Below are 26,558 nucleotides of genomic sequence, written 5' to 3' on the forward strand. Positions count from 1 at the left end.
GCCTTCGCCACTGTGTTCCTCCGATATCTACGCATTTCACCGCTACACCTGGAATTCCAGTCTCCCGCACTCAAGTTATGCCCGTATCGCCTGCACGCCCGAAGTTAAGCCCCGGAATTTCACAGACGACGCGACAAACCACCTACGAGCTCTTTACGCCCAGTAATTCCGGACAACGCTCGCACCTACGTATTACCGCGGCTGCTGGCACGTAGTTAGCCGGTGCTTCTTCTCCAGGTACCGTCACCAAAAGCTTCGTCCCCAGCGAAAGAGGTTTACAACCCGAAGGCCGTCATCCCTCACGCGGCGTCGCTGCATCAGGCTTGCGCCCATTGTGCAATATTCCCCACTGCTGCCTCCCGCAGGAGTCTGGGCCGTATCTCAGTCCCAATGTGGCCGTACACCCTCTCAGGTAGGCTACCGTCGACGCCTTGGTAGGCCATTACCCCACCAACAAGCTGATAGGCCGCAAGCTCATCCCACACCAGCCCCCAAAACAGAAGCCTTTCCACCATGACACACAAAAGCATGGTCCTATCCAGTATTAGACCCAGTTTCCCAGGCTTATCCCAAAGTGCAGGGCAGATCACCCACGTGTTACTCACCCGTTCGCCACTCGAGCACCCCAACCAAAGCCAGGGCCTTTCCGTACGACTTGCATGTGTTAAGCACGCCGCCAGCGTTCGTCCTGAGCCAGGATCAAACTCTCCACAAAAACAAAATCAGCTTAAATGAAAAGCCAAACCCCAACAAAAAACAAACAACCAACAAAACAATCAGTTGTCCAAAAAAACAAAAACAAAACAGTTGAAAAACCAATCCCAACCATCCCACTGCGACCAGCCCAAAGCCAGCTCACGAAGCACAAACCCCGCCAGCAACCAAACCAACCACAACAAAACAGCCACAACCAGCCAACAACAACAAAACAAACATGACACACTATCGAGTTCTCAAACAACACAGCCAAACCACAATCAAGCGCCACCAATCAATGGCACCGAATCGAAGAGTTTGAACGAGCAACGCGAACCCGCCACACAAGGGGGCGTAACGCGCTGACCTGATCTAATCTACACAACCTTTTAGACCAGTACAAATCAGCAGGTTATTGACACTTTCTGAAGTTACATTAAGCATCTGGTCCAGGCTTTACGACGCCCGCTGCACCTTCGAGGTTTGCTTGCCTAGCACCATAAAGAAAAGAACGATCCCCACCGTGAGGATGATGTGGCCGAGCCCAGAGATGCCAGCTAACGCAGCCGGGAGAACATAGCCTGGTTCGATAACTTCATTGACGCCACGGAAGATCATCATTGTGGTTGTCCACAGCACACCAACGTTGTACGTCCAGAAAAACGCGTTGAATCGCTTATCAGCATCTAAGCGAAAAGCCGCGTTGAGCGCCAGTGCGATCAGGAAAAAGAACATGCCGAGGACCAAAAGGTGCGTGTGCAGCGTCGACAACCGCGTCGGACCGAAGTAATCATTCAATCGACCAAACTCGCGGTAGAACACGCCGGACACCAAACCAAGCACGGCGTAACTCGCCGCTGCTGTATACAACTTTTTCATACTGGAAACGCTAGCGATTACAACCTCGAAAAACTTCAACCCTCTGTCTGGACTTGGAATCAACCAGACGATACAACGCGCTAGTAACTTAGAGTGCCAAGTACACAAACTTCCCAATGCGCACCGCAGCGTACAAAATCTTTAATGGTAAGCCTTACTGATACTGCTGCGCCGTCCTCGACAACGACGCGTCCGCCCTGTATCCGACGCAACACTTCATAAAAGCACAAAGGTGGTGAGAGAACTGTTGAAAACTGTTGGCAGCCTATTCGAGGAGGAACCGAAACAGTGGGGTCTGCGCGGCGATCCATTTATGTGGAGAGAGCTAAAAGACCGATTTTCCCAGGTCCCATTGCCGGCTAGCGCACGCGAATGTGAACGACTCATTAGGCAGGCCCTGTACGACATCATTAATACTGAAGCTGCCAACCCCCTACCCGATCGACAGGACCCGACACACGCGCATTACTGGATCAAACGCTTTTCCCACGGCGGCATGAGCAGCGGATACGTCAGTACCCAGTTTTGGGAAACAACGGGGATCCCGATCCTAGTGCAGCGATACAATTGTGGTTCAGCGCCAGTTTGAAAACACCATCGTCGGGGCGAACGCCTAGCTTCCTTCGATTTCTTGGACGATCTGAAGCTTGTTGTTATCAGGGTCGGAAAGTTCAGCGAGCTTGATGAATCCATAATCTTGGATCGGTGACACGCTGCACCCAGCTGCTAAGCATGCCGCAACCTGCTCTTCGACATCCGTCGACCCAAGAATAGCGATTGAATGCCCCGCCCTTTGCGGGTCCTCGGTTACTTGCAACCAAGACGAGCCGATCGCCCACTCTCCCGTTCCAGTCTCCGGTTCGACAGCAGGTTCGCCCAGAAGGTTTACGTACCAACTGCGCGATGCTGCGTAGTTCGACACAGCGACCACCGGAATTGCACTGTCAAAGCTATGGCCAGCCATTGCTATCCTCACCTCTCAAAGTAGGAACCGTTGGATGTCTAGGCGTTACTGTAGCGGTTTTCGGGGCTGGTGGGGGTGTTAGCCTAGTAGCTTGATGTTGTCGCAGACGGCGTCGAGCAGTCTGTGTTCGTGGCTGATCATGAGTACTGACCGCCGCGCTGCGCATACAACCTCCAGCGATGTAGAACCTCCAGCGAGACAATGACGCTGCCGAACAAAGCGATTAAACCTGACTTTGGTCAATAAAGTCAGGTTACAGATCGCGAGAGTGATTACATCTCATAGGGCGTTGCGTCGGGGCCAATAGTTTCGGCCACGGCAAAGCTAATGGCTGCGATGTTTGCTCAGCTCTGGTACTACCAACGGCCCCTCAGCGCACGGATCCGTAATGACCCGAGACTTTAATCCGTATGCCTCTTCGAGATATTCCGGAGTGAGGATGTCCGCCGGGGAACCAGTTGCAATAATTTCTCCGTTTTTCATAAGCACTAGTTGGTCGGAGTAACGTGCGGCTAGATTCAGGTCATGCAACACCATGACTACGGTTTTGCCGTGGCACCGGTTCAAGCAACTTACAAGATCCAATACCTCAATGGAATGCGCTAAATCTAGGTAGGTCGTCGGCTCGTCCAGCAAAATAATGTCGGTATCTTGGGCAAGCACCATAGAGATCCACACACGTTGGCGCTGTCCACCAGACAGTTGATCAACCTCGCGGTCCTTTAAATCTAGGATGCCGGTCATCTCCATGGCGCGGGTGGTTGCAGTCGAGTGCGCACTCGACCATTGCTGCAACCAGCTTTGATGCGGATGCCTGCCTCGCGCGACCAAATCTGCCACAGTCACCCCAGGTGGGGTGATAGGAGACTGTGGCAGCATCGAGACCAATTTTGCGAAATCTCGCTGTCGGTAGTCTCTTAGGTCCTTACCATCTAACGTCACCGTGCCAGTGCTAGGGAGCAAGAGTTTGGAAAGTCCTCTTAATAAAGTAGATTTTCCGCAGCCATTAGCGCCAATGATGGAGGTAATTGCAGCATTTGGGATTTCAATACTGACATCACGCGCAATGACTCGTTCCTGGTAACCCAGGCTGATGCCGCTGGCTTTAAGCCGAGATGGTGTTGCAGTTTTAGCTACCAATGTGCTCTTTCAGGCCATCGCGGATGATGGTAGCAGACAGGTAGGATGCATTGACGTACCAAGCATCGTAGTCAACCTCGACGACGTGTTTGTCTTGCACCGCCTTCAGGGTGCTCCATGTGGAGGTTGTGGTGGGATCATTGGCACCGTCTTGAACTGCATAGAACAACCAATCTGCATCGGCTTCTTCAAGTTGTTCGGCAGAAAGCTCTTTACCGGCTTTATCGGTAAATTGTTGGCTTTCTGGCCGATTCAGAAGACAATCCGCAGCGACAATCCCAGCCATGGATTGTGCACCAAAGATCTGGAAGGCATCATCTTTAGTGCGCAGGAAGGAGACGGTGGGCGCTTTATCTCCCAAGGATTCGCCCCATGTTTTACAGGACTCTTCAAATTCCTTGAGCAGAGTTTCCGCGTCAGACTTTTTGCCCACGGCGTCGGCAATGGTAACAAAGTCTTCTTTCCAGTTTTCGCCACCGCCGGAACCAGTAACCACCGTAGCTATCTTGCGTAGCTGTTCCAATATAGCTTCATCAGTGCGGTCATTAGCGCAAATGAGCGTGGGTTTCAGGGCCGCAATTGCCTCCATGTCGGGATTGGCGCGCACCCCGCAGTCCTTGATGGTACTCAGATCAAATTCGGAACCAAATCGTTCGGAAATGAACTCGGGAATCAGGTCTGCGCCTTTAGCTTTGGCTGCACCCACCGGCAAAATCCCTAGGAGCAGCATGTTATCCAGTTGGCCGGTGTTGAGCACAACCACCCGAGAAGCGTCATTACCGGAGGTTGCTTCTGCACTGCTACTAGTTGCCGAAGTGGAATCAGAGGAAGAGTCCGAGCTTGAGGTGCAGGCAGCCAACGTAGCGGCACCCGCGGCGAGGGCTAGGCCAAGGAATCCGCGGCGGGTGATGGGTTGGCTCATACGAAATGAAGATGAGTTACTCATGAAAGATAGCCTAACCTATGTAGTTTAAGGTATGCGAATGTTGTAAGCAAAATTGAATAAAAAGTTGGGAAATCGTTTGCTTGAACCCTAAATCAACTGGTTTTATGCACAAGAGTAGCTTGGTGGGGGTTTGTATTGTGCGCCTGGTAATGTTGATATGCAGTTGGCAGTCAGGCCACTTCCCGGCGGTTTCACTAATGCCCTCTAGTGTTGCCGCTGTGGTGCTGTCGATGAACACTCGTCCAAGGTTGGCGCACTCAAAACCTAGCAAGCTAGGTTATCCTCGGCCAAGAGATGATTTCACAGAACAAACATCTTGCAAAATCCTTTGATATGTTCAGGTTTAGGCTACTGCCAGTCTGCCCGCCAAAAACCTCCGCTGCGGCGGAATAACCCGCGTGGTGATAATGCAAGAAGGTTTTTTGCCTCACTTTGCTTTGGCTCGGCTGGTTCGCAGCAATAACCAGATTAAGAATGGACCACCTATGGCTGCGGTCACAATGCCAACAGGCACTTCCCAAGGGAACGCCATTCGGGCAGCAAGATCAGCACTTGACAAAAGCACAGCCCCCATCGCCGCAGACAGCACGATTGGCGGGGCGCCGACACCCGCGATACGTGCCGCGATTTGCGGTGCCACAAAAGCAACAAACCCGACTGGGCCAACAGCAGAAACTGTCACGGAAGCTAAAGCGACAGAGATTATCAACAAAGTGATATTCACTTTTTTCAGCGGCACCCCCAAGCCTTGAGCCGCATCGGGGCCAAGGGCTATTGCCGGAAGGTAAATGCTCAGCCTTAACAGCATTATGAGCGCGATTACTAGCAGGCATAACGTCGGCCAAAGGTGTTCAAAGCTCCGGCCATTAACGGTACCGATCATCCAAACTTTGGCGGCAGCTGCAGTATTCAGATCGGTCGTTGCCATCATGTAGGTAATCAGCGCTTGCAGTGCCGCATTGACTCCAATGCCAATAAGCAGCAGCCGGAACATGTCTGAGCCGGAACGATGTGACAAGAGCCAGATCAAGCAAGCGGTTAGCAAGCCGCCAAACATCGCGGCAAAGGGAAGACCGATAGTGCTCATGATCGTTGAGGTGGCACCTCCACTGAAAACCATAAGCGATACTGCCACCGTGGACGCACCTCGGCTGATACCTAAAATATCGGGACTGGCAAGCCCATTTCTGGCGATGATCTGGGTGATAGCACCAGACAACCCGAGTGCAGCACCAACCGCAAGAGCCACGACTGACCTTGCTAACCGCCAGTCGATAACCACGGTTCGTTCTATGTCCAAACCGCCACCAAACAGCACAGTAACTACTTGAGAAATAGTGAGGGCGTATTCCCCCAACGCTAAACTTGCTAGCCACACCAAAACACAGATGAAAAGAACCAAGACAGTGGCGATGGCCGAACGTTTATGGACAAGCAAAGATACTGTGCCTGCTTGAAGTTGCCCCAGTGACGACATGGGCAACGATGCTCGTTGTTTCATTTTTAGGTTCACAGTGCGACCAGCTTTCGGTTCCTGACCAGCCAGATAAAGGCAGGTGCGCCTATAAGCGCAACGATTACCCCGGCTTGCATCTCACCAGGGCGCAGAATGACTCGGCCCGCCACATCAGCCAGAAGAAGCAATGTTGCACCGCCCAGGGCGGAGTAAGGTAATAACCAGCGATAATCTGGGCCGGTAAAGACACGCACAATATGTGGAACCATCAAACCAACAAAACCAATCGGTCCCGCAGCGGCAGTAGCCGCACCGGCAAGCACGGTAATAACGGCGAAGCCTAACAGCGAAATACGCGCCACATTAGCGCCGAGGCTCTGGGCAGTTTCGGCACCTAAACTCAAGAGATTGAGCGATGGCCCAAGGCTGAGTGCAACTACTGCGCCGAGCAAAATTGGTGGAAGAACGGGCATAATAACATCGAACCCGCGACCAGTGACTGATCCCGCCTGCCAGAATCGCAATGCATCGAGCGCTTGAGGGTCAATGTAGACGATCCCGGAAGTTACTGCCGCTAACGTGGCTGACAATGCGGCACCAGCCAGCACCAGCCCTAACGTATCGCCCTTACCTAACCCAGAATTGGAAATACCAAGTACTAAGAGCGAAGTGATTCCAGCACCAGCGAACGCAAGCCAAAGCGAGCCCATCATGGAGGAAATACCAAAAAGGTAAAGCCCACTCACCACTGCGAGGGCGGCTCCGGCAGAGACACCCAACATGCCGGGATCAGCTAACGGATTACGAGTAAGAGCTTGAATCACTGAACCCGCGAGACCCAACGCAGCGCCGACAAGCATGGCAAGAATTGTCCTAGGAATACGCATCGTGGCAATGATTCCAGCAATTTCGGTAAGCTCTTCACCGTGCCCAGCGGCTATAGCTGATGCCACGTCTGTATGCGATTGCAGCATTTCCCAAGCTAATGGCATTGCCTCGTATACCTGTGCGGTGGTCGTGATTTTCGCACCAAGGATGACACTCGCTAACACTAAAAGCGCCAGAAGGGCCATCATGCCTAGTAGGCCAGCTACCTTTTTTGTCGCCGATGTAGCGTGATTATTTGCAGATTTTTGCATCGAGTTTGATGCAACTGTAATTGTGGGTTCAGCCGTAGCGAACTGGCAATGTGTACCCGATGTCGAACCAATTTGGGCCATTGCCTAAGGTTAGCCTGTGTTGGCTAATTGAGGAAAGTATTTAAATAATATTCAACGACATCAGAGCCCGTACACCGTGAGCCACTACCCGCTAAAATTTTTAGCAGCAAACAGGAATTCTTCGATCGCTGATTCAAGCGGAATATATGGAAACGGCCCGGTTGGTGTGTCCGGGCCGTTGGTGTTTGGTTTTGGGTGTCGGCGGTGTCCTACTCTCCCACACACTGCCGTGTGCAGTACCATTGGCGCTGGTGGGCTTAGCTTCCGGGTTCGGGATGGGTCCGGGCGTTTCCCCGCCGCTGTTGCCACCGACAAGTTTTTTTGTTTGGTTTTTGGGGTGGTGTTGGTGGTGGATACTGTGTAGTGGACGCGTGGTGGTTGTTGGTGTTCGGTGGATTAGTACCGGTCATCTGAGCACCTTGCGGTGCGTGCAATTCCGGCCTATCGACCCCATGTTCTGTGGGGCACCTGGTTGATGAAACGTTATCTTGGAAGGGGCTTCCCGCTTAGATGCTTTCAGCGGTTATCCCGTCCGTACGTAGCTAACCAGCCGTGCCACGGGCGTGACAACTGGCGCACTAGAGGTACGTCCGTCCCGGTCCTCTCGTACTAGGGACAGCGTTCCGCACGTTTCTGCGCGCGCGGCGGATAGAGACCGAACTGTCTCACGACGTTCTAAACCCAGCTCGCGTGCCGCTTTAATGGGCGAACAGCCCAACCCTTGGGACCTACTCCAGCCCCAGGATGCGACGAGCCGACATCGAGGTGCCAAACCATCCCGTCGATATGGACTCTTGGGGAAGATCAGCCTGTTATCCCCGGGGTACCTTTTATCCGTTGAGCGACACCGCTTCCACAAGCCGGTGCCGGATCACTAGTCCCTACTTTCGTATCTGCTTGACGTGTCAGTCTCGCAGTGAAGCTTCCTTGTGCACTTACACTCTGCCACCTGATTGCCAACCAGGCTGAGGAAACCTTTGGGCGCCTCCGTTACTCTTTGGGAGGCAACCGCCCCAGTTAAACTACCCACCAGGCACTGTCCCTGACCCGGATCACGGGCCGAGGTTGAAGATACCCAATACGATCAGAGTGGTATTTCAACTTGCGACTCCCACACCACTGGCGTGGCGTGTTCACAGTCTCCCACCTATCCTACACAAACCGTATCGAATATCAATACCAAGCTATAGTGAAGGTCCCGGGGTCTTTTCGTCCTGCCGCGCGTAACGAGCATCTTTACTCGTAGTGCAATTTCGCCGGGTCTGTGGTTGAGACAGCAGGGAAGTCGTTACGCCATTCGTGCAGGTCGGAACTTACCCGACAAGGAATTTCGCTACCTTAGGATGGTTATAGTTACCACCGCCGTTTACTGGGGCTTAAATTCTCCGCTTCGCTTGACGCTCACGGGTCCTCTTAACCTTCCAGCACCGGGCAGGCGTCAGTCCGTATACCTCGACTTATCGTCTTCGCACGGACCTGTGTTTTTAGTAAACAGTCGCTTCCCTCTATTCTCTGCGGCCTGGCCACGCGCACCCACCGCCAAGGGTGGGCCACCCAACCAGGCCCCCCTTCTCCCGAAGTTACGGGGGCATTTTGCCGAGTTCCTTAACCACAGTTCTCCCGATCGCCTTAGTATTCTCTACCTGACCACCTGTGTCGGTTTGGGGTACGGGCCGCACATGCACTCACTAGAGGCTTTTCTCGGCAGCAGAGGATCATCAACATCCCCAACAAGTTGGGTACGCATCACGTCTCACCCATACCTGTGTGGCGGATTTGCCTACCACACGGGCTACACGCTTACACCACAATCCAATCAGTGGCTTGACTACCTTCCTGCGTCACCCCATCGCTTGGCTACTACCAGCTCAGATCCCACGCAACCACAAGCCACACACACCACCAACCACAAAAGCTGGCAGCACACATAACCTAGGCCGGGTGGTTAGTATCACTGATTCACCATGGGCGCACACATGCGGGTACGGGAATATCAACCCGTTATCCATCGACTACGCCTGTCGGCCTCGCCTTAGGTCCCGACTCACCCTGGGAAGATGAACTTGACCCAGGAACCCTTGGTCATCCGGCGGACGAGTTTCCCACTCGTCATTCGCTACTCATGCCTGCATTCTCACTCGCATCCACTCCACCACACGATCACTCGGCAGCTTCCACGCAAACACGACGCTCCCCTACCCACCAACCCCAACAAGGGCCGGTGCCGCGGCTTCGGCGGTGTACTTGAGCCCCACTGAATTGTCGGCGCAGAACCACTCGACCAGTGAGCTATTACGCACTCTTTCAAGGATGGCTGCTTCTAAGCCAACCTCCTGGCTGTCTTCGCGATCCCACATCCTTTTCCACTTAGTACACGCTTCGGGGCCTTAGCCGGCGATCTGGGCTGTTTCCCTCTCGACTACGAAGCTTATCCCCCGCAGTCTCACTGCTACGCTCTCACCTTGCCGGCATTCGGAGTTTGGCTGGCATCGCTAAGATGATAGTCCCGCATCAACCATCCAGTCGCTCTACCTCCAGCAAGAAACACGCAACGCTGCACCTAAATGCATTTCGGGGAGAACCAGCTATCACGGAGTTTGATTGGCCTTTCACCCCTACCCACAACTCATCCCCTCAGTTTTCAACCTAAGTGGGTTCGCGCCTCCACAGCGTCTTACCGCTGCTTCACACTGGCCATGGGTAGATCACTCCGCTTCGGGTCCAGAACATGCCACTCACTACACCCTCTTAGGATTCGCTTTCGCTACGGCTACCACACCATACGTGTTAACCTCGCGACATGCCGCTGACTCGCAGGCTCATTCTTCAAAAGGCACGCCATCACACACCCCACCACMMAAGGCRRCRGACCATGCTCTGACGGCTTGTAGGCACACGGTTTCAGGTACTCTTTCACTCCCCTCCCGGGGTACTTTTCACCATTCCCTCACGGTACTTCTCCGCTATCGGTCACACTGAGTATTCAGGCTTACCGGGTGGTCCCGGCAGATTCACAGCAGATTCCACGAGCCCACTGCTACTCGGGAATACGATCAAGCACAACACGCCACATTTTCAGGTACGGGACTCTCACCCACTCCGGCAGACCATTCCAAGCCACTTCCCCTAACACAACGCACCACACCACAAGCACGGCAGCACTTGCAACAACCGCATCCCACAACCCCACACACGCAACCCCTGCCGAGTCTCACACGCGCATGGTTTAGCCAACATCCACGTTCGCTCGCCACTACTAGCGGAATCACATATTGTTTTCTCTTCCTACGGGTACTAAGATGTTTCACTTCCCCGCGTCACCACCACACCAGCTATTTCATTCACCAGCACAGCGACCATGCACAACCATGGCCAGGTTACCCCATTCGGACACCCTCGGATCAACGCTCAATTGACAACTCCCCGAGGCTTAACGCAGCCTTTCACGTCCTTCATCGGCTCAGCATACCAAGGCATCCACCGTGTGCCCTTCCAACACAACAACACACACAAACAATAAAGATGCTCGCGTCCACTATACAGTTCCACAAACAACACCAAAACAACCACAACACACACCCTCAAACCAACCCAACAACACATCAGATCAATCAGAACATGCATATATCTGTGCCTGCCCCAGACACCCAACAGCGCGCCACGAATGCCCCATCATCATCAACCAACCACAACCATCAAGTAGTAACCAACAGTTTGGAAGTCCACCTGGAAAAAACAAAAAACAAAACAGTGCTGCACACATATTCAGCGGCCACCACCTACAGCAACCACCACACACAGCACCACACAAAAAAGCTCCTTAGAAAGGAGGTGATCCAGCCGCACCTTCCGGTACGGCTACCTTGTTACGACTTCGTCCCAATCGCCAATCCCACCTTCGACCACTCCCCCCAGCAAACGCTGGTTAGGCCATGGGCTTCGGGTGTTACCAACTTTCATGACGTGACGGGCGGTGTGTACAAGGCCCGGGAACGTATTCACCGCAGCATTGCTGATCTGCGATTACTAGCGACTCCGACTTCATGGGGTCGAGTTGCAGACCCCAATCCGAACTGAGGCCGGCTTTCAAAGGGATTCGCTCCACCTCACGGTCTCGCAACCCACTGTACCGACCATTGTAGCATGTGTGAAGCCCTGGACATAAGGGGCATGATGATTTGACGTCATCCCCACCTTCCTCCGAGTTGACCCCGGCAGTCTCTCATGAGTCCCCACCATCACGTGCTGGCAACATAAGACAAGGGTTGCGCTCGTTGCGGGACTTAACCTGACACCTCACGGCACGAGCTGACGACAACCATGCAGCACCTTGTAATACAAGTCCGAAGAAACACCATCTCTAAAGGCGTCGATCCTGCATATTAAGCCCTGGTAAGGTTCCTCGCGTATCATCGAATTAAACCACATGCTCCACCGCTTGTGCGGGCCCCCGTCAATTCCTTTGAGTTTTAGCCTTGCGGCCGTACTCCCCAGGCGGGGCGCTTAAAGCGTTAGCTACGGCACAGAAGTCGTGGAAGACCCCCACACCTAGCGCCCACCGTTTACGGCGTGGACTACCAGGGTATCTAATCCTGTTCGCTACCCACGCTTTCGTCCTCAGCGTCAGTTACTAGAGATCTGCCTTCGCCATCGGTGTTCTCCTGATATCTATGCATTTCACCGCTACACCAGGAATTCCACTCCCTACAGCACTCAAGTTATGCCCGTATCGCCTGCACGCCCGAAGTTAAGCCCCGGAATTTCACAGACGACGCGACAAACCACCTACGAGCTCTTTACGCCCAGTAATTCCGGACAACGCTCGCACCCTACGTATTACCGCGGCTGCTGGCACGTAGTTAGCCGGTGCTTCTTCTCCAGGTACCGTCACCAAAAAAGCTTCGTCCCCAGCGAAAGAGGTTTACAACCCGAAGGCCGTCATCCCTCACGCGGCGTCGCTGCATCAGGCTTGCGCCCATTGTGCAATATTCCCCACTGCTGCCTCCCGCAGGAGTCTGGGCCGTATCTCAGTCCCAATGTGGCCGTACACCCTCTCAGGTAAGCTACCGTCGACGCCTTGGTAGGCCATTACCCCACCAACAAGCTGATAGGCCGCAAGCTCATCCCACACCAGCCCCCAAAACAGAAGCCTTTCCACCATGACACAAAAGCATGGTCCTATCCAGTATTAGACCCAGTTTCCCAGGCTTATCCCAAAGTGCAGGGCAGATCACCCACGTGTTACTCACCCGTTCGCCACTCGAGCACCCCAACCAAAGCCAGGGCCTTTCCGTACGACTTGCATGTGTTAAGCACGCCGCCAGCGTTCGTCCTGAGCCAGGATCAAACTCTCCACAAAAACAAAATCAGCTTAAATGAAAAGCCAAACCCCAACAAAAAACAAACAACCAACAAAACAATCAGTTGTCCAAAAAAACAAAAACAAAACAGTTGAAAAACCAATCCCAACCATCCCACTGCGACCAGCCCAAAGCCAGCTCACGAAGCACAAACCCCGCCAGCAACCAAACCAACCACAACAAAACAGCCACAACCAGCCAACAACAACAAAACAAACATGACACACTATCGAGTTCTCAAACAACACAGCTAAACCACAACCAAAACCCACAAGGACCCCGCCGCGGTGACTCGAACCAATCTACACACCCCACCACAAACCAACAAACCCGCAGGTCAATCGCATAAATTAACGAACGCCCGCGCGCGATCACCGATACATGCCGCGGCTTTCGGCAACCCGTTCCACAAGCGAGTGCAATTCCGCACGGCTCATATCCAACTTCACGGCTTCGTCGATAAGCGGCGCTAGGTAGTGGGCGGCAAACGCTTCTCGGCGCCGCGCCACAATCCGCGCCCGTGCCCCTTCCGCAACAAACATCCCGATGCCGCGCCGCTTCTCCAATACGGAAGTGTCCACCAACAGGCTTAACCCCTTGCGCGCGGTGGCCGGGTTAATGCTGTGAAAAGTGGCCAATTCATTGGTGGAGGGAGCGCGCTCCCCTTCGCGCAGGGATTCCTCGGCGATTGCATCCTCAATGAGCGAGGCGATCTGACGGAACAGCGGCGCCGTGGCCTCGTCCATGGGTATCTCCGATCGCGGATGGTCGGTTGGTTACCTAGGTAGCTAACCGCATAAGCGGCGGTTTTCCAAAATTGCGCAGCGTGCCACCAAAGGGCACGCAATTGATAAGGCGACATGTAGGGCCCGTAATACCAGCTGCGAAGCATAATTTCCCAACCCCACCACGCACTCCTCTTCCCCCAGCACACAACACATTTCCCAAATGGCCAATGCCCCATTTTCAGTGACCGCACTTCGACGAGACCCCCCACCGTAGGGCACACTGGTACCCAAACTGACTTAAATTCGCTAGTGAACGGAAATTAGGAGCCATGCTTGAGCGCACAACTGTCTTTGTCGATACCTCTTATCTACTGGCAAGCTTTTACAACTCATGGGAAACGGGAGCGCGCGCGCAGTTAGAAATCGATCTACCAGAAGTAGTCAACGTTCTTGGCGCGATGATCGAGGAGCAATTAAGTCAACCGATCCAGCGTCAATTGTGGTACGACGGCATACCTGAGTCCGGACCGCATCGCTACCAGCGCGCGCTACGCACCTGCGATGGCGTGCAGCTGCGCGCCGGACAGCTCATCGAGTGGGGCGAGCGACGCACCCAAAAGGCCGTGGATACGCGCCTCGTAGCCGATATGGTGCTCGCGGGCGTACGTGGCACCTGTTCCGATATCGTGCTGGTTTCGGGCGATGCGGACATGATTCCGGGCGTACAAGAGGCGACGGCGGCAGGGGTTCGTGTCCATTTGTATGCGTTCGGGTGGGAGTCCATGTCTTCGGCGCTCCGGCACGCGTGCGATTCCACCACGATCCTGGATCCGCGCGAAGATTTCTCGGATTGCATGCAGCTGCAAGTACTGGAGGGGCCGCTGCCGCCGACGATCCGATGCAAGCCAGTGGGGGACGCGGAACCCCTCGAGGAATCCGGCCCGACCTCGGTGCCCGGCTTGGCGATCTCGGAGCAAGAACGCATCGTAATGTCGCCGCACTCCGCCACCACCATGTCCCCCGCCAACGACTATCAACCAATTCCGCCGGAAGCGGTGGCCTCCCTCGATTCCGAAGAAGAAGACGAATTGTCCGCTGTGGAGGCGGGCCTGCATGACGCAATGCAGCGGACTCAGCAGGAAGAGCCGGCAGACGCGGCGTCGAAAAGCGATTCGGAAAATGGGCAAACGCCCACGTCGCGCGAGTTTAATGAGGCGGAGGTGGACAGCCCCAAACCTACGCCAGCGTCGGTGCCAAAGACCACGTCACGGCCAAATCCGTCGATGATGGCACCGCGCCGCAAACTCCGCTCGCGCTATGTGCCGCTGCCCAATGAGGTGTGGGCCTCCGCCGGCATTCAAACACCCTACGATGTGGGACAACAATATGCGTCCTGGTGGTACGAAAACGCCGCATCCACCGACCAACGCGACAATGCGCACATGCTTTCGGGCGGCGGATTGCCTCCGGAGATCGACCGTCCGCTGCTGCAATTCGCGTGCGAAACGCTGCACGAATACACGCTTTCAGAGGTGCAGCGCGTGAGCCTGCGCGATGGTTTTCACGCAGGCATCCGCATGGTGCTGATTAATCAATCGGGCAGGCGAAACTCCTAGCGCTCGGAACCCGGCTTCTCATCGAGGGGCGCATGGACGTCCGCACCCAGGTCGCGTTTGACCTCGGTGTATACGGGCGTCGGGTTCGGCTGCTCGGGCGCCTCCTCAGAGTCGGCCACCTCTTCCATCTCCTCCGACACTTCCGCCTCATCCGGCTCGGGCGCCTCCTGCCCACCGCCATCTTCCTCGATCTCCGCGTCATCGACAACGCGTTCGCCCTTGCCGGCTTCCAGTTCGCCGGTGGTTTCGGTGGCCAATTGCGCGCGGATTTCCTCGAGGCGGGCGCTGGCGCGCATATCGGACGCGCCGGACATGATTTCTTCCATGCGGGACGTCGCGGACGAGGATTCCGCCAGCTCCTGCGCGCCCAACGCCGTGGCGTACCTGCGTTCGATCTTCTCGCGTACCGAATCCAGCGTGGGCACATTGGCATCGGGGTCGCGGCCGAGCACTTCGTCCATGCTTCCCATGGCTTTCACGCTGGCCTGCTGCATGGCGGCCTGATCCGCCTGCGCCCGCAATTGGTCCAATTGCGCCATCTGGTCCCGCAGGCGCAGCTCGGATTCCTTCGCCATTTGTTGCGCCTTTTCGGCAGCGGATACCGCCTGGCCATGCATGGTTTTTGCGTCTTCGAGCTGCTGCTCCACCGTAACCAATTGCGTGGCATACGCCTCCGCCACTTCATTGTCGCCGGCGTTGATTGCGGCCCGCGCCTGCTGTTCGAGTTTCTGCTGTTGTTCTTGCAGGCGATGCAGCTTTAATTCCCATTGTCGGCGATCGCCCAGCAATGCCGCCGCATGGTCCACAATTGACTTATGTTGCCGCTTTGCCTCGTCCGCAGCTTGTTGTAATTGGACTTTCGGGTCCGCATTTTCATCTATCGCGCGATCTAACGAAGCGGTGAGGTATTTCCAACCCTTGCTCAACGGATTTGGCATGTGAGCTAAACCACCTTTCATAGGGGAGTGCGGGGGTGTTGAATCCGTCACCATCCTACGCAGAATGGACCGGCGCTCACAGGGTTTGCGCTCACATTTGAATCGAAGGTTGCCAAAAAGCAATAAACCCCACCGTTCAGGGTGGGGTTTACGTTGTGTGCTTTATTGCTGTTCTTTTTGGTGCTCCTCAATTTGGCGGCGCACATCATCCATATCCAGCTCCGCCACCTGGGTGATCAGCCCTTCCAAGGTTTGGGCGGGGATGGCACCCGGCTCGCGGTACACCAAAATCCCATCGCGGAAGATCATCAGCGTGGGGATCGACTGGATCTGCAGCGCCGCGGCGATACCCTGGTGCGCCTCCGTATCCAGCTTGGCAAACACCTTGTCGGGGTGCGCCTCGGAAACCTTTTCATAGATCGGGCCGAACTGACGGCAGGGCCCGCACCACGGCGCCCAGCAATCCAGCAATACGATGCCCTCCTGGGACACAACGCCTTCGAAAGTCTCGTCGGTAATGTCGATGGTGGCCATGTTCGGTGTTCTCCTTATGCATTGTGTTTGGGTCCGGCGTTCGCCAGCATGTCTAGACAGACCAACACTGTTTGCGGCTCCCGCATTCCCATGCGCGAGGGGGTCGCGGCGATCTTGATCTCGCCGTATAAAGGATACGGATGTTTCCGCAAGATTTCTTGCTTCTCACCGTTTTTCAAGTAGTTTCCCAACTGAAGGATTGAGTCTCCTATGAGCGCCAAGCAATACAACGTTTCCGGCATGACCTGCGAACACTGCGCGCAGGCCGTAAAGACCGAGGTCGGCGAGCTCGCCGGCGTCACCGGCGTAGCGGTGGATGTCGCCGCCGGCGTGGTCTCCGTCTCCGGCGAAGGTTTTACTGATGCAGGTGTCCAGGCCGCCGTCGAGGAGGCCGGCTATAAGGTTGTAAGCTAACCCTCACCTGCCGCTTTGAGCCCGCGGAATGCACTCGCTGCGCCGCGGGTTATTGCTTGTAGGGCCTAGGTAGTTTTCGATTTTCCCGGTAGGAGATGGGTCGGTATGAGTGAATCCACGCTGGAATTGCAGCACGTTGATATCGGTGTGACCGGCATGACGTGCACGTCGTGCTCGTCCCGCGTGGAGCGCAAGCTCAATAAGCTGGACGGCGTCACGGCCACGGTGAACTTTGCCACCGAAACGGCGTCCGTGGATTTTAACCCCGCCGCGGTCTCCGCCGAGGATTTGATGGCTACGATCCAAAAGACCGGCTACGGCGCGTTTTTCACCAATACCGACGCACCAGTTGCCGACGTTCCAGAGCCGAATCAACCCACTCCAACGGAAACCCAGGACGGGGAGCTGCGGCATCGGCTGGTGGTGTCCGCGCTGCTTGGCGTGCCGGTGATGGTGTTGTCCATGGTCCCGGCGTTGCAATTTGATTATTGGCAGTGGGCTTCGTTGACGCTGGCGGCGCCGGTGTACGTGTGGGGTGGTTGGCCGTTCCACCGCGCGGCGTGGACGAATCTGCGCCATGGCGCCTTCACCATGGACACGCTGATTTCCTTGGGCACTACGGCGGCGTTTTTGTGGTCGCTGGTGGCGCTGTTTATCGGCGGCGCGGGGGAGAAGGGCATGGTGATGCACTTCAGTTTGACTGCGCACGCGGGCGGCGGTTTGCACGAGATTTACCTGGATACCGCCACGATGGTGATTGTGTTTCTGCTGCTGGGGCGCTGGTTTGAGGCCCGCGCAAAGGGGCAGTCTTCCGAGGCGTTGCGCGCATTGCTCGACCTCGGCGCCAAGGACGTTTCCGTGCTTATCGACGACCGCGAAACCCGCCGCCCGATTTCCGCCTTGCGCGTGGACGACCTCTTTGTTGTCCGCCCAGGTGAAAAGATCGCCACGGATGGGGTAGTGGTGGCCGGTGCGTCGGCGGTGGATGAATCCATGTTGACGGGGGAGTCGGTGCCGGTGGAGGTGAGCGTCGGCTCCCGGGTCACCGGTGCCACATTGAATACCTCCGGCCGCTTGGTGGTGCGCGCGGAGCGGGTCGGTGCGGATACCAAGCTCGCCCAGATCACCCAGCTGGTCACCAATGCGCAGGCCAGCAAGGCACCGGTGCAACGGCTTGTAGACCGTATCGCACAAGTCTTCGTCCCCATCGTTATCGCGGCCGCCATGCTTACCCTCGCGGGCCACGTCTTGGCCGGTAACCCCGTCACGGACGCCTTTGCGGCCGCCGTCGCCGTGCTGATTATCGCCTGCCCGTGCGCCCTCGGCCTGGCCACCCCGACGGCCCTGCTGGTGGGCTCGGGGCGCGGCGCGCAATTGGGCCTGCTGATCAAGGGCCCGGAGATCCTGGAGTCCACCCGCCGTGCGGACACGATCGTGCTGGATAAGACGGGCACGGTCACCACGGGCATTATGGCGGTGACCTCGGTGCGCCCCGCCCCCGGCTTTACCGAGGAAGAGGTGCTCAACCTCGCCGCCAGCGTCGAATCCGCGAGCGAACATCCGATCGCCCGTGCGATTACCGAGGCCGGCGAACCACGCCCAGTGACGGACTTCCGTAACGAGGCCGGGGTGGGCGTGCACGGGGTCGTCGATAAGCGAAACGTTACGGTGGGTCGCGCCACGGAGCGTATCGACGCCGCGACCACCGTCGCCGTCACCGTCGATGGCGCGCCCGCAGGTCTGATCGCGGTGCGTGACACGGTAAAGGAAAGCTCGCCGGAAGCCGTGGCGGAACTCAAGGCCCTGGGGCTCACGCCCGTGCTGCTGACCGGCGATAACGAGCAGGTGGCGCGCGTGGTGGCCGCGGAGGTGGGCATCGAACGGGTGATCGCCGAGGTGATGCCGGAAGACAAGGTGGCGGAGATCCAAAAGCTGCAGGAGCAAGGCCGCAAGGTGGCCATGGTCGGCGATGGCGTCAACGATGCCGCGGCACTGGCGCAGGCCGACCTGGGCCTGGCGATGGGCGCCGGCACCGACGTTGCCATCGAGGCCAGCGATATCACCCTGATGCAAAATGACCTGCGCGCCGCCAGCAAGGCCATCCGCCTTTCGCGGGCCACGCTGCGCACGATCAAGGGCAACCTGTTTTGGGCGTTCGCCTACAACGTGGTGCTGATCCCGGTGGCGGCGCTGGGCTTGCTCAACCCGATGTTGGCGGGGGCCGCGATGGCGGCGTCCTCGGTGTTCGTGGTGACCAATTCCCTGCGCCTCAAGAGGTTTTCCTAGTGGCGCCGTGAGGCGACGATCATGCGGTCTACGGTGTGCAACACCTCGTCCACGATCGCGGGATCTATGCCGCGTTCCTGCCGGGCGTCCAATAATTCCTGCTGGGCGGCGGTTAGGGCTTCGGCGCGAATCCCGGCGACGTGTCGACGCAGCTCGTCAAAGCGTTCGTCGTCAAGCACATCGACGTGCTCCACACCGATTTCCCGGGAGAGCCACGCCTGGAAACTCGCCACAGTACCCACCGGCAGCTCTTCCGCATGCCTGTGCAATACCTCAACCGCAGCGTCATGCGCGCGTTTGGAAAGCGCGGCGCGGGCGATATCCCCATGGGCATCCGGCCCCCGCTCCAGACTGAGCTGGCGCATAAGCCAGGGGAGCGTCAGGCCGGGCAGCACCATGGTTATCAACAGCACCACCAGGGCGATCACCGTGAGCTCGTGATGCAGGGGTACCACATCCATGGGGATCGATAGCACCAGGGCCAGGGTGACCAAGCCGCGCATGCCCGCCCAGGTCAGCAGCAGCACCTCCTGCAACCGCAGCGGCGCGACATTCTTACGGCGCTTATGAATATTCCACTTGCAATAGAGCCACATCCAGGCGAAACGCACCACGATCAGGACCAGCGAAAGCACCACACCCACAAACACCGCGTGCCAAAGCTCGGAACCGACCTCGTTCACGGCGTCTCGGACGGACAGGCCGATCAGCCCGAAGGCCACGCCGGTAAAAAGCATTTCCACCGTTTCCCAGAAGGCGTGCCCGGTGAGGCGATCCTCGGCGTTCACGCTCACCCGCGAATTCATTTCCACGGCGGCGATCACGATGGCGATCACGCCGGAAGCATGAAGTTCCTCGGCCACCACGTAGGTAACAAACGGGATCACCCAAGACAGCGCATTACGGGCGACGGTGGAGTGCATCCAGTCCGTGAGCTTTGCCGCGCAAAAACCGATAACCAGGCCTAAGACGGTGGCCACCACGGCGGAATACAAAAATTCCTCGATGCCGGTCTGGAAGCTCAGGTCCTCGCCTGCGGTGAGCGCGCCGAGGGCTACGTGGAAGGCCACGATAGACGCGGCGTCGTTAAACAAACCCTCGCTCTGCAGGGTGGAGGTAAGGCGGCGTGGCACGCCCGCGGGCTCGGCGACAGCGTCAACCGCAACCGGATCCGGGGGAGCGAGCGCCGCGCCCAAAATAATCGCGCCGGCGAGCCCCAACGACGGCAAAAGCCACATGGAAACGCCCGCAACGGCCCCGGTGGTGGCAAACACCAGCAATACCGACAGGCTCAATAGGGTAGCGCGCTGCTCCTTGATCTGACCCCAGCTAGTGCGGCGGGCCAGCGCCCACAACAGCGGCGGGATAAAGATTGGCAATATGAGCTCGGGGGGAATCTTCAGCTCGGGGATGCCCGGCAACACCATGGTTGCGGCCGCGACGAGCGTGAGCAGCACGGGCCACGGGAGCCCAATGCGGTCGCCGATAGCGACGACGATCATGGTGGCCAAAAGCACCCCCATGACCACTAACAGCGCTTCCATCCGGTAGGTTCACCTTCCTTCTACGCGTGCGGCGGACCGCCCCTGAAGTGGGGCTAATTTTAGGCGCTGATACCGTCAAGCGATACGATCATGTAATTTGAATCACTTTTTATGAGTGGAGGTGCTGCGTGCTACCAACGTGGCTACGTGTTGCGCTCGGATTATTCGCGATCGCTTTTGGTGCCAACGTCTTCGCACCTCTCTTACCCGTGTATCAGCGCCTTGAGGGATTGAACGCCACACAAGTCACTTGGATCTTTGCCATTTATGTTGGTGGATTAGTGCCGGCATTGCTAATCGGCGGCCCCTTATCAGATAGGCTAGGGCGGCGCGCCCTTATCCGACCTGCACTTATAAGCTCAGCATTAGGTTCAATAGTGATCATCGGAGGCGGCGTCGGGCCGCAATGGCTGCTCACCGTCGGTCGTTGCATCGCCGGCATCGCGGTCGGATTGGTCATGGCGGCGGGGGCGGCCTGGCTGAAACAAGTATCCACGGACTCGCCGCAAGCGGGCGCACGCAGGGCCACCATCGCGCTCTCCGCAGGCTTCGGCGGCGGGCCGCTGGTGGGAGGCGTGGTGGCCGAATGGCTCCCACAGCCCGACCTCTGGCCATTCCTGATCCATTTGGCGCTCTTAGCCCTGATCACGCCGCTGGTATGGAATGCGCCGGCCCCGGAGGTCGTGGTCACGCAAAAACGTAAATTGGTGCCACGCACGGCCTTTACAGCGCGCTTTATTTGGGCCATCGCCGCGTGGGCGCCATGGGTGTTCGGCACCGCAACAATCTCCTTTGCCACCCTTACCTCGCTGGTGGCCATGCACACGCCCGCGCCGATCGCCTTTACCGGGATGATCGGCGCACTCACCATGCTCACCGGCGTGGCGGTACAACCCCTGGCCGGGCGGCTGGGCAATAGCTACGTACCGCCCGCCATCGCCGGGCTCAGCACCGCCACCATCGGGCTGATCTGCGGCGCGATCGTCGCCTGGACGCTCAACCCCTGGCTGCTGCTACCCACCGCCGTGCTGCTTGGTGCCAGCTACGGCACCATGATGGTCTCGGGGCTGCGCGAAGTGGAACAACTCACGCCCCCAGACGAGCTCGGGGCGCTTATCGCCGCCTTCTATTCGCTCACGTACGTCGGATTTTTCGCGCCCTTCGCGCTCTCCATTCTCGGGCCGCAATTCGGCTACGTTACCTGCCTGCTTATCGGGGCGGCGGTAACATTCGCGTCCATCGTGCCCGTGACGCGGGTGGTGCGCCGGACTTCGGAAGGGTAGCTAAGGTTGCCTGGGGTGGGGTCGGTTAGCCGCGGGCGAGATCGACGAAGCGAGAATAGTGCAGCTGGTGCGCGACTGGGATAGTGCCGATGGGGCCGCCACGGTGCTTGGCCACGATGATGTCCGCCTCGCCGAGGCGCTCGCTATCTTGATCTTGGGAGTCCGGGCGGTAGAGCAACATGACTATGTCCGCGTCCTGCTCCAGCGAACCGGATTCGCGCAGGTCCGCGACTTGGGGTTTTTTGTCGGTGCGGGATTCGGGGCCACGGTTGAGCTGAGAGATAGCCACGAGGGGAACGTCCAGCTCCTTGGCTAAGAGTTTCAGCTGGCGGGAAAACTCCGAGACTTCCTGCTGGCGGGATTCCACGCGTTTGCCGGAGCTCATGAGCTGGAGGTAGTCGACCACGATCATTTGGAGGTCGTATTGCTGCTTCAGGCGGCGGGCCTTGGAGCGGATCTCCATCATGGTGAGGTTGGGGGAGTCGTCGATAAAAAGGGGGGCGTCTTCGATTTCGCCGGCGCGGTTGGCGAGCTTCGCCCATTCCTCATCGGTCATGCGGCCGCCGCGCATATCCGAAAGCTTCACCGAGGATTCGGCGGACAGCAGCCGGAACATAATCTCTACCTTGGACATTTCGAGGGAGAAGATCACGGAAGCCTTGCGTTCCTTGATCGAACACGCGCGCATAAAGTCGAGGGCTATTGTGGATTTACCCACGCCTGGGCGCGCGGCGACGATGATCATTTGCCCACCGTGGAAACCATTGGTCAGGTGATCAAGGTCCGCGAATCCCGTGGGGATGCCGGTGGCAAGCCCGCCGTCCGCGGCGATCTTATCCAGCTCGTCCATGGTGGGCTGGAGGATATCCGCGAGGATGGAGTAATCCTCCGAAACCTTTTTCTGCGCGATGGCGAAGACTTCTTGCTGCGCCATGTCCACCACGGCGTCAACCTCGGCGCCTTCCGTGCCCTCGTAGCCGAGCTGAACAATGCGCGTACCTGCGTCGACAAGGCGGCGGAGCACCGCCTTTTCCGCCACAATCTCCGCGTAATAGCGCGCGTTCGCCGCCGTGGGCACGATTTGAAACAGCGTGTGCAGATAGGGCGCACCGCCCACGCGTTCAAGGTCATTATGGCGATCGAGGCGGCCAGCGACAATAACGGGGTCTACCTCTTTGTTATCGCTAAAAAGATCCAGGATCGCCTTGTAGATCAATTGATGCGCCGGGCGGTAGAAGTCCTCCGGGGTGAGTTCTTCAATAATGTCTGTGATGGCGGCCTGGCTCATCAGCATAGCCCCTAAAACGCCCTGCTCAGCCTCGTTATCGTGCGGCGGCTGGCGGCCAAACTCCCGGTTCGGAGGATTCGGTGGGCCGCCCGGTTGGTAGTACTGCGCACGCGATCCGCTCACATCTCGGGCGAATGCCGGGGTGGGCAGCGCCATATCTGCAGCATCGTCGTAGGGGTAACTCGGCGGCGGTGGTGGAAGGTAGTCGTCGTCAAAGCTGGCGTTCAGTGAATCACTCATTGACCAGCTCCTTTATCGCTTGCAACCGGGGTTATTCGGACGCCAATATCCACGATACGTTCTGCGAGTATAACGAAGCCACGATTGTGTGGGTCAATTGGCCCACATATGAGCTCTCCGCAACCTTCACACAATCTTCACAGAAGCAACCGTTGATGCTTCACATTCAGGGTGTTGATTAGGAGGTACACCAAGAAAGGAGCTTCACTATGAAGAAACTGCACTCCCGTGTAGCACTGATCGCCGCTGGAATTCTCGCCGCTGGGGCGCTGGCCATGCCAACCTATGCGCTGGCCACCAACATCAGCACGTCCGCAACCTCGAGCACCTCCACCACCGATGCAAATAAGGATTCGAACACGGGGGACGCGGGTAAGCCGCAGCGTCCGGGCAAGATTGACTTCTCCTCCGACGAAAATCTCTCCGAGGTCGGCGAGAACTTCCGCATGACCCGCGACCTCTACACCGCGATCGCGGAGCACTACGAGGAGTCCACCCTGTTTGAGCGGTTCGATAAGAACGGCGGCCCGGGCCGCGGCGGCGGTGGGCCCGAGCGCTCCGATGCTCCGCAGGGTGAGCAGCGCCCCGAAGGCGGCCCTGATGGCGGCGGCGCTCCGGACGAGCAGCACATGCCCGGCACCTATGAGAACGCGGACGTGCAAAAGCGCTACGACGAGCTGTTAAAGCGCGCCAAGACGTCGCTGGATGAGGCTTACAAGGTGGCCATTGAGGCGGAGGAATACAATATCGCCGCCGTGGACAAGGCCCTCGAATCCACCGATTCCGCGGAAACCAAGGAGGCCTTGGAACGCCTTCGCGGTGCCGCCGAAAAGCACCTTGACCGCTTTACCCTCGCCGCCAACGGGGAAACCGTAGAGGATGAACGTCCTCAAGACGGGAAGCGCGGCAAGGGTGAGAAGCGCCAGCAGGAGGATACCAGCCAGGACAGCACGACTGAACAGCCTTCCACCGAGCGCTCCAGCTAGGAGGTAGCCGCGGTTGGCAATTCGAGGGTAAAGGTGGTGCCTTTTCCTAGCCCCTCAGATGCCGCCGTGAGTTCGCCATTCATGCCGCGCATGAGTTGGCGGGCGATGGTGAGGCCCACCCCGGATCCTTCGGAGTGGGCGACACCGTCGCTGACCCGATAGAAACGTTCGAAAATACGCTCTAGGTCTTCGCTGGCGATGCCGATGCCGGTATCGCGGACGTGTATGCGCGCCACATTTCCCGAGGCTTCACCGATAAGGGTGATCTTGCCACCGGGAGGTGTGGCGCGTAGTGCATTTCCGATCAGGTTTGTGAGCACCTGGGTGATGCGATCGGCGTCCCCAGATACGGCGGGGAAATAGCCGGTGCGGGAGAGGGCAATGTTGGCATCTTCGGCCTGCACAGCGAAGCGGGCGAGCACGGCGTCGATAAGCTGTTCTAACGCTACGGTGTCGAGGCGAATGCGGATGCGGCCTTCTTGGGCGCGGGAAAGGGCCGTGAGGTCGTCGCTAAGCCGGCGAAGCCTGCGCACCTCGGCGCTGATTAGGCTCAAACGTTCGGGGTCGCAGGCGAGCACGCCATCGATCATTCCTTCGACGTTGCCGTCGATGACCGTGAGGGGGGTGCGCATTTCGTGGGCGACCTCGCCGATCAGCCGCATGCGCGTCGCTTCAACCTCCGCCAACGCCTCGCCGAGGGCATTAATGTCTTCGGCCAAGATTGCTAATTCCGGCTCGTTAGGGATGTCCACGCGGTAGCCGTAGTCGCCGCGCGCCATCGCCCCCGCCGCCGCGCTTACCGTTTCCAATGGGCGCAGCAATTGACGTGCGAGAATAATGCCCAAAAACGCGGCGAGGAGCACCCCGATCGCGGTGCCTAGGAACAGGGTGTTGGTAAGCGTGGCGGAGAAGTTTTCACGCACCGCAGGTCCGCCGAAGTGTTCGGGAGGCTCGGGGCCGATGCGGCGGTCGAAGTCGCCGGGGGCCACGGACGCCACGACGCTAAACGTCACGATCGCGCCACACGCCACCACGAGGAGGTGCGAAAGCACCAAACGCATCGATAGTTTCATCGAGCATCGCCGCCAATGTACTTGTAGCCGACGCCGCGCACAGTTGCGATTATGCGTGGCGACGTCGCGTCGTCCCCAAGCACGTGCCGGATCGTCCGTATATGCACGTCCACGACGCGTTCATCGCCGAAAAAATCGTATCCCCACACAGATTCTAAAAGCTGCGCGCGGGAGAACACGCGGCCGGGGGACTCGGCGAGCGCGGCGAGGAGGTCAAAATCGAGGGCGCTAAGCTGCACGGGTTTGCCTTCGAGCAATACCTCGCGGCGGGCCGTATCCACGCGAAGCAGCGAGGTATCGGTGGCTGCTGCTGGGCGATTACGGCGCAGCACTGCCTTGACGCGGGCGATCACCTCGCGCGGGCTAAACGGCTTGGTGATGTAATCGTCCGCGCCGACGCCAAGGCCGACGAGGATATCGGTCTCATCCGTGCGAGCCGTAACCAAAATCACAAATGCGCTGGACTGTGCTCGGATTCGCCGCAGCACCTCGAGGCCATCAACATCGGGGAGGCCGATATCCAACAACACGAGTTCGGGGGGCCACTCGGAGATAGTTTCGAGCGCCTCCTGGGCGGTGCCGGCCTGCCGAACCTGGAAGTTTTCTTGCTGCAGGTAGGCGACGAGCACGTCGCGGATGCCGGGTTCATCGTCCACCACCAGAATACGATCCATAGGGTCCTTTGTAACAAAGGTTGGGGTGCCGGCGGGCGATCGGGGAGCGGTGAACAACGCGCCAAAAGATAACGCTTTGCCAACAATTTATCCACGGTGTTACGGAGTTATCCACAGGCAGCGCACAAACATTCACATGGCGCGTCCAGCCTGTGGATAACTATGTGGATAGGGTGTGAAAAACGCTGTGAAAAACGCTCCGAAATACCCCCGCTGACCTGCGCTTTTCCCAACTTTATCATTGTTATCCACAGTCACATGTGAAACATTTGTGGAAAACCTCCAGTTCACGT

General features: G+C 57.6%; 20 protein-coding genes and 4 rRNA genes (1 of these 24 cut by a window edge). 7 read left to right on the plus strand and 17 right to left on the minus strand.

What is annotated here, in order from left to right:
* Window positions 1-715, minus strand: a 16S ribosomal RNA gene (locus tag CCANI_RS13115) (it extends 819 nt beyond the left edge of the window).
* Between the two features lie 16 nt (window positions 716-731).
* Here CCANI_RS13115 and CCANI_RS13120 point away from each other — a divergent pair.
* Window positions 732-938, plus strand: a complete 207-nt coding sequence (locus CCANI_RS13120) for a hypothetical protein (protein ID WP_146325785.1) — start codon at window positions 732-734, stop codon at window positions 936-938.
* Window positions 939-1,152: 214 nt separating this feature from the next.
* Here CCANI_RS13120 and CCANI_RS13125 read toward each other — a convergent pair whose 3' ends face one another.
* From CCANI_RS13125 to CCANI_RS13165, 9 genes are all read right to left on the minus strand, one after another.
* Window positions 1,153-1,575 (minus strand): DUF2871 domain-containing protein, encoded by a 423-nt coding sequence (locus CCANI_RS13125; RefSeq protein WP_146325754.1) that lies wholly within the window; start codon window positions 1,573-1,575, stop codon window positions 1,153-1,155.
* Between the two features lie 613 nt (window positions 1,576-2,188).
* A complete protein-coding gene (locus CCANI_RS13130; RefSeq protein WP_146325755.1) occupies window positions 2,189-2,539 on the minus strand; it encodes a VOC family protein in 351 nt (116 codons plus the stop codon).
* A gap of 324 nt (window positions 2,540-2,863) precedes the next feature.
* Window positions 2,864-3,679 carry an ABC transporter ATP-binding protein gene (locus tag CCANI_RS13135; protein ID WP_146325756.1) on the minus strand — a complete coding sequence of 272 codons (816 nt, stop codon included), beginning with the start codon at window positions 3,677-3,679 and terminating at the stop codon, window positions 2,864-2,866.
* Entirely contained in the window at window positions 3,669-4,601 is a 933-nt protein-coding gene (locus CCANI_RS13140) for an iron-siderophore ABC transporter substrate-binding protein (protein ID WP_146325758.1), read from the minus strand. The genes CCANI_RS13135 and CCANI_RS13140 overlap by 11 nt, the downstream gene beginning before the upstream one ends.
* Window positions 4,602-5,052: 451 nt before the next feature.
* Entirely contained in the window at window positions 5,053-6,138 is a 1,086-nt protein-coding gene (locus CCANI_RS13145) for a FecCD family ABC transporter permease (protein WP_246118322.1), read from the minus strand.
* A complete protein-coding gene (locus CCANI_RS13150; RefSeq protein ID WP_146325757.1) occupies window positions 6,135-7,220 on the minus strand; it encodes a FecCD family ABC transporter permease in 1,086 nt (361 codons plus the stop codon). The genes CCANI_RS13145 and CCANI_RS13150 overlap by 4 nt, the downstream gene beginning before the upstream one ends.
* Before the next feature lie 277 nt (window positions 7,221-7,497).
* Window positions 7,498-7,614 (minus strand): 5S ribosomal RNA (rrf, locus tag CCANI_RS13155).
* Window positions 7,615-7,676: 62 nt separating this feature from the next.
* A 23S ribosomal RNA gene (locus CCANI_RS13160) occupies window positions 7,677-10,806 on the minus strand.
* Between the two features lie 319 nt (window positions 10,807-11,125).
* Window positions 11,126-12,660 (minus strand): 16S ribosomal RNA (locus CCANI_RS13165).
* The 16S, 23S and 5S rRNA genes sit together here, the layout of an rRNA operon.
* 16 nt (window positions 12,661-12,676) lie before the next feature.
* Here CCANI_RS13165 and CCANI_RS13170 point away from each other — a divergent pair.
* On the plus strand, window positions 12,677-12,883 hold the full coding sequence (locus CCANI_RS13170) for a hypothetical protein (RefSeq protein ID WP_146325785.1): 207 nt from the start codon (window positions 12,677-12,679) through the stop codon (window positions 12,881-12,883).
* A 149-nt stretch (window positions 12,884-13,032) separates the two neighbouring features.
* Here the strand turns inward: CCANI_RS13170 and CCANI_RS13175 are convergent, their stop codons facing one another.
* Window positions 13,033-13,407, minus strand: a complete 375-nt coding sequence (locus tag CCANI_RS13175; RefSeq protein WP_146325280.1) for a GntR family transcriptional regulator — start codon at window positions 13,405-13,407, stop codon at window positions 13,033-13,035.
* 311 nt (window positions 13,408-13,718) lie between these two features.
* Here CCANI_RS13175 and CCANI_RS13180 point away from each other — a divergent pair, with 311 nt between their 5' ends.
* A complete protein-coding gene (locus CCANI_RS13180) occupies window positions 13,719-15,005 on the plus strand; it encodes an NYN domain-containing protein (RefSeq protein ID WP_146325279.1) in 1,287 nt (428 codons plus the stop codon).
* On the opposite strand, the gene CCANI_RS13185 is transcribed toward CCANI_RS13180, so the two are convergent.
* A complete protein-coding gene (locus CCANI_RS13185; protein ID WP_146325278.1) occupies window positions 15,002-15,943 on the minus strand; it encodes a PspA/IM30 family protein in 942 nt (313 codons plus the stop codon). The two genes, CCANI_RS13180 and CCANI_RS13185, sit on opposite strands and share 4 nt — an antisense overlap.
* Before the next feature lie 162 nt (window positions 15,944-16,105).
* On the minus strand, window positions 16,106-16,477 hold the full coding sequence (locus CCANI_RS13190; protein WP_146325277.1) for a thioredoxin family protein: 372 nt from the start codon (window positions 16,475-16,477) through the stop codon (window positions 16,106-16,108).
* Window positions 16,478-16,687: 210 nt separating this feature from the next.
* Between CCANI_RS13190 and CCANI_RS13195 the strand changes: the two genes are divergently transcribed.
* Window positions 16,688-16,891, plus strand: a complete 204-nt coding sequence (locus tag CCANI_RS13195) for a heavy-metal-associated domain-containing protein (RefSeq protein ID WP_146325276.1) — start codon at window positions 16,688-16,690, stop codon at window positions 16,889-16,891.
* Window positions 16,892-16,996: 105 nt separating this feature from the next.
* The gene (locus CCANI_RS13200; protein ID WP_146325275.1) at window positions 16,997-19,177 is read left to right on the plus strand and encodes a heavy metal translocating P-type ATPase; all 2,181 of its coding nucleotides are present in this window, start codon (window positions 16,997-16,999) and stop codon (window positions 19,175-19,177) included.
* Here the strand turns inward: CCANI_RS13200 and CCANI_RS13205 are convergent.
* On the minus strand, window positions 19,174-20,721 hold the full coding sequence (locus tag CCANI_RS13205) for a cation:proton antiporter (protein WP_146325274.1): 1,548 nt from the start codon (window positions 20,719-20,721) through the stop codon (window positions 19,174-19,176). The genes CCANI_RS13200 and CCANI_RS13205 overlap by 4 nt on opposite strands.
* 128 nt (window positions 20,722-20,849) lie before the next feature.
* Here CCANI_RS13205 and CCANI_RS13210 point away from each other — a divergent pair, with 128 nt between their 5' ends.
* The gene (locus CCANI_RS13210) at window positions 20,850-22,004 is read left to right on the plus strand and encodes an MFS transporter (RefSeq protein WP_146325273.1); all 1,155 of its coding nucleotides are present in this window, start codon (window positions 20,850-20,852) and stop codon (window positions 22,002-22,004) included.
* A 25-nt stretch (window positions 22,005-22,029) separates the two neighbouring features.
* On the opposite strand, the gene dnaB is transcribed toward CCANI_RS13210, so the two are convergent.
* The gene (gene dnaB / locus CCANI_RS13215) at window positions 22,030-23,532 is read right to left on the minus strand and encodes a replicative DNA helicase (protein ID WP_146325272.1); all 1,503 of its coding nucleotides are present in this window, start codon (window positions 23,530-23,532) and stop codon (window positions 22,030-22,032) included.
* A gap of 209 nt (window positions 23,533-23,741) precedes the next feature.
* Here dnaB and CCANI_RS13220 point away from each other — a divergent pair, with 209 nt between their 5' ends.
* A complete protein-coding gene (locus CCANI_RS13220; protein ID WP_146325271.1) occupies window positions 23,742-24,518 on the plus strand; it encodes a DUF2202 domain-containing protein in 777 nt (258 codons plus the stop codon).
* Here the strand turns inward: CCANI_RS13220 and CCANI_RS13225 are convergent.
* Window positions 24,515-25,591 carry a sensor histidine kinase gene (locus CCANI_RS13225; protein ID WP_146325270.1) on the minus strand — a complete coding sequence of 359 codons (1,077 nt, stop codon included), beginning with the start codon at window positions 25,589-25,591 and terminating at the stop codon, window positions 24,515-24,517. The genes CCANI_RS13220 and CCANI_RS13225 overlap by 4 nt on opposite strands.
* Window positions 25,588-26,265 carry a response regulator transcription factor gene (locus CCANI_RS13230; protein WP_146325269.1) on the minus strand — a complete coding sequence of 226 codons (678 nt, stop codon included), beginning with the start codon at window positions 26,263-26,265 and terminating at the stop codon, window positions 25,588-25,590. The genes CCANI_RS13225 and CCANI_RS13230 overlap by 4 nt, the downstream gene beginning before the upstream one ends.
* Window positions 26,266-26,558: the final 293 nt, after the last annotated feature.

The organism is Corynebacterium canis, from assembly GCF_030408595.1.
Lineage (GTDB): Bacteria > Actinomycetota > Actinomycetes > Mycobacteriales > Mycobacteriaceae > Corynebacterium > Corynebacterium canis.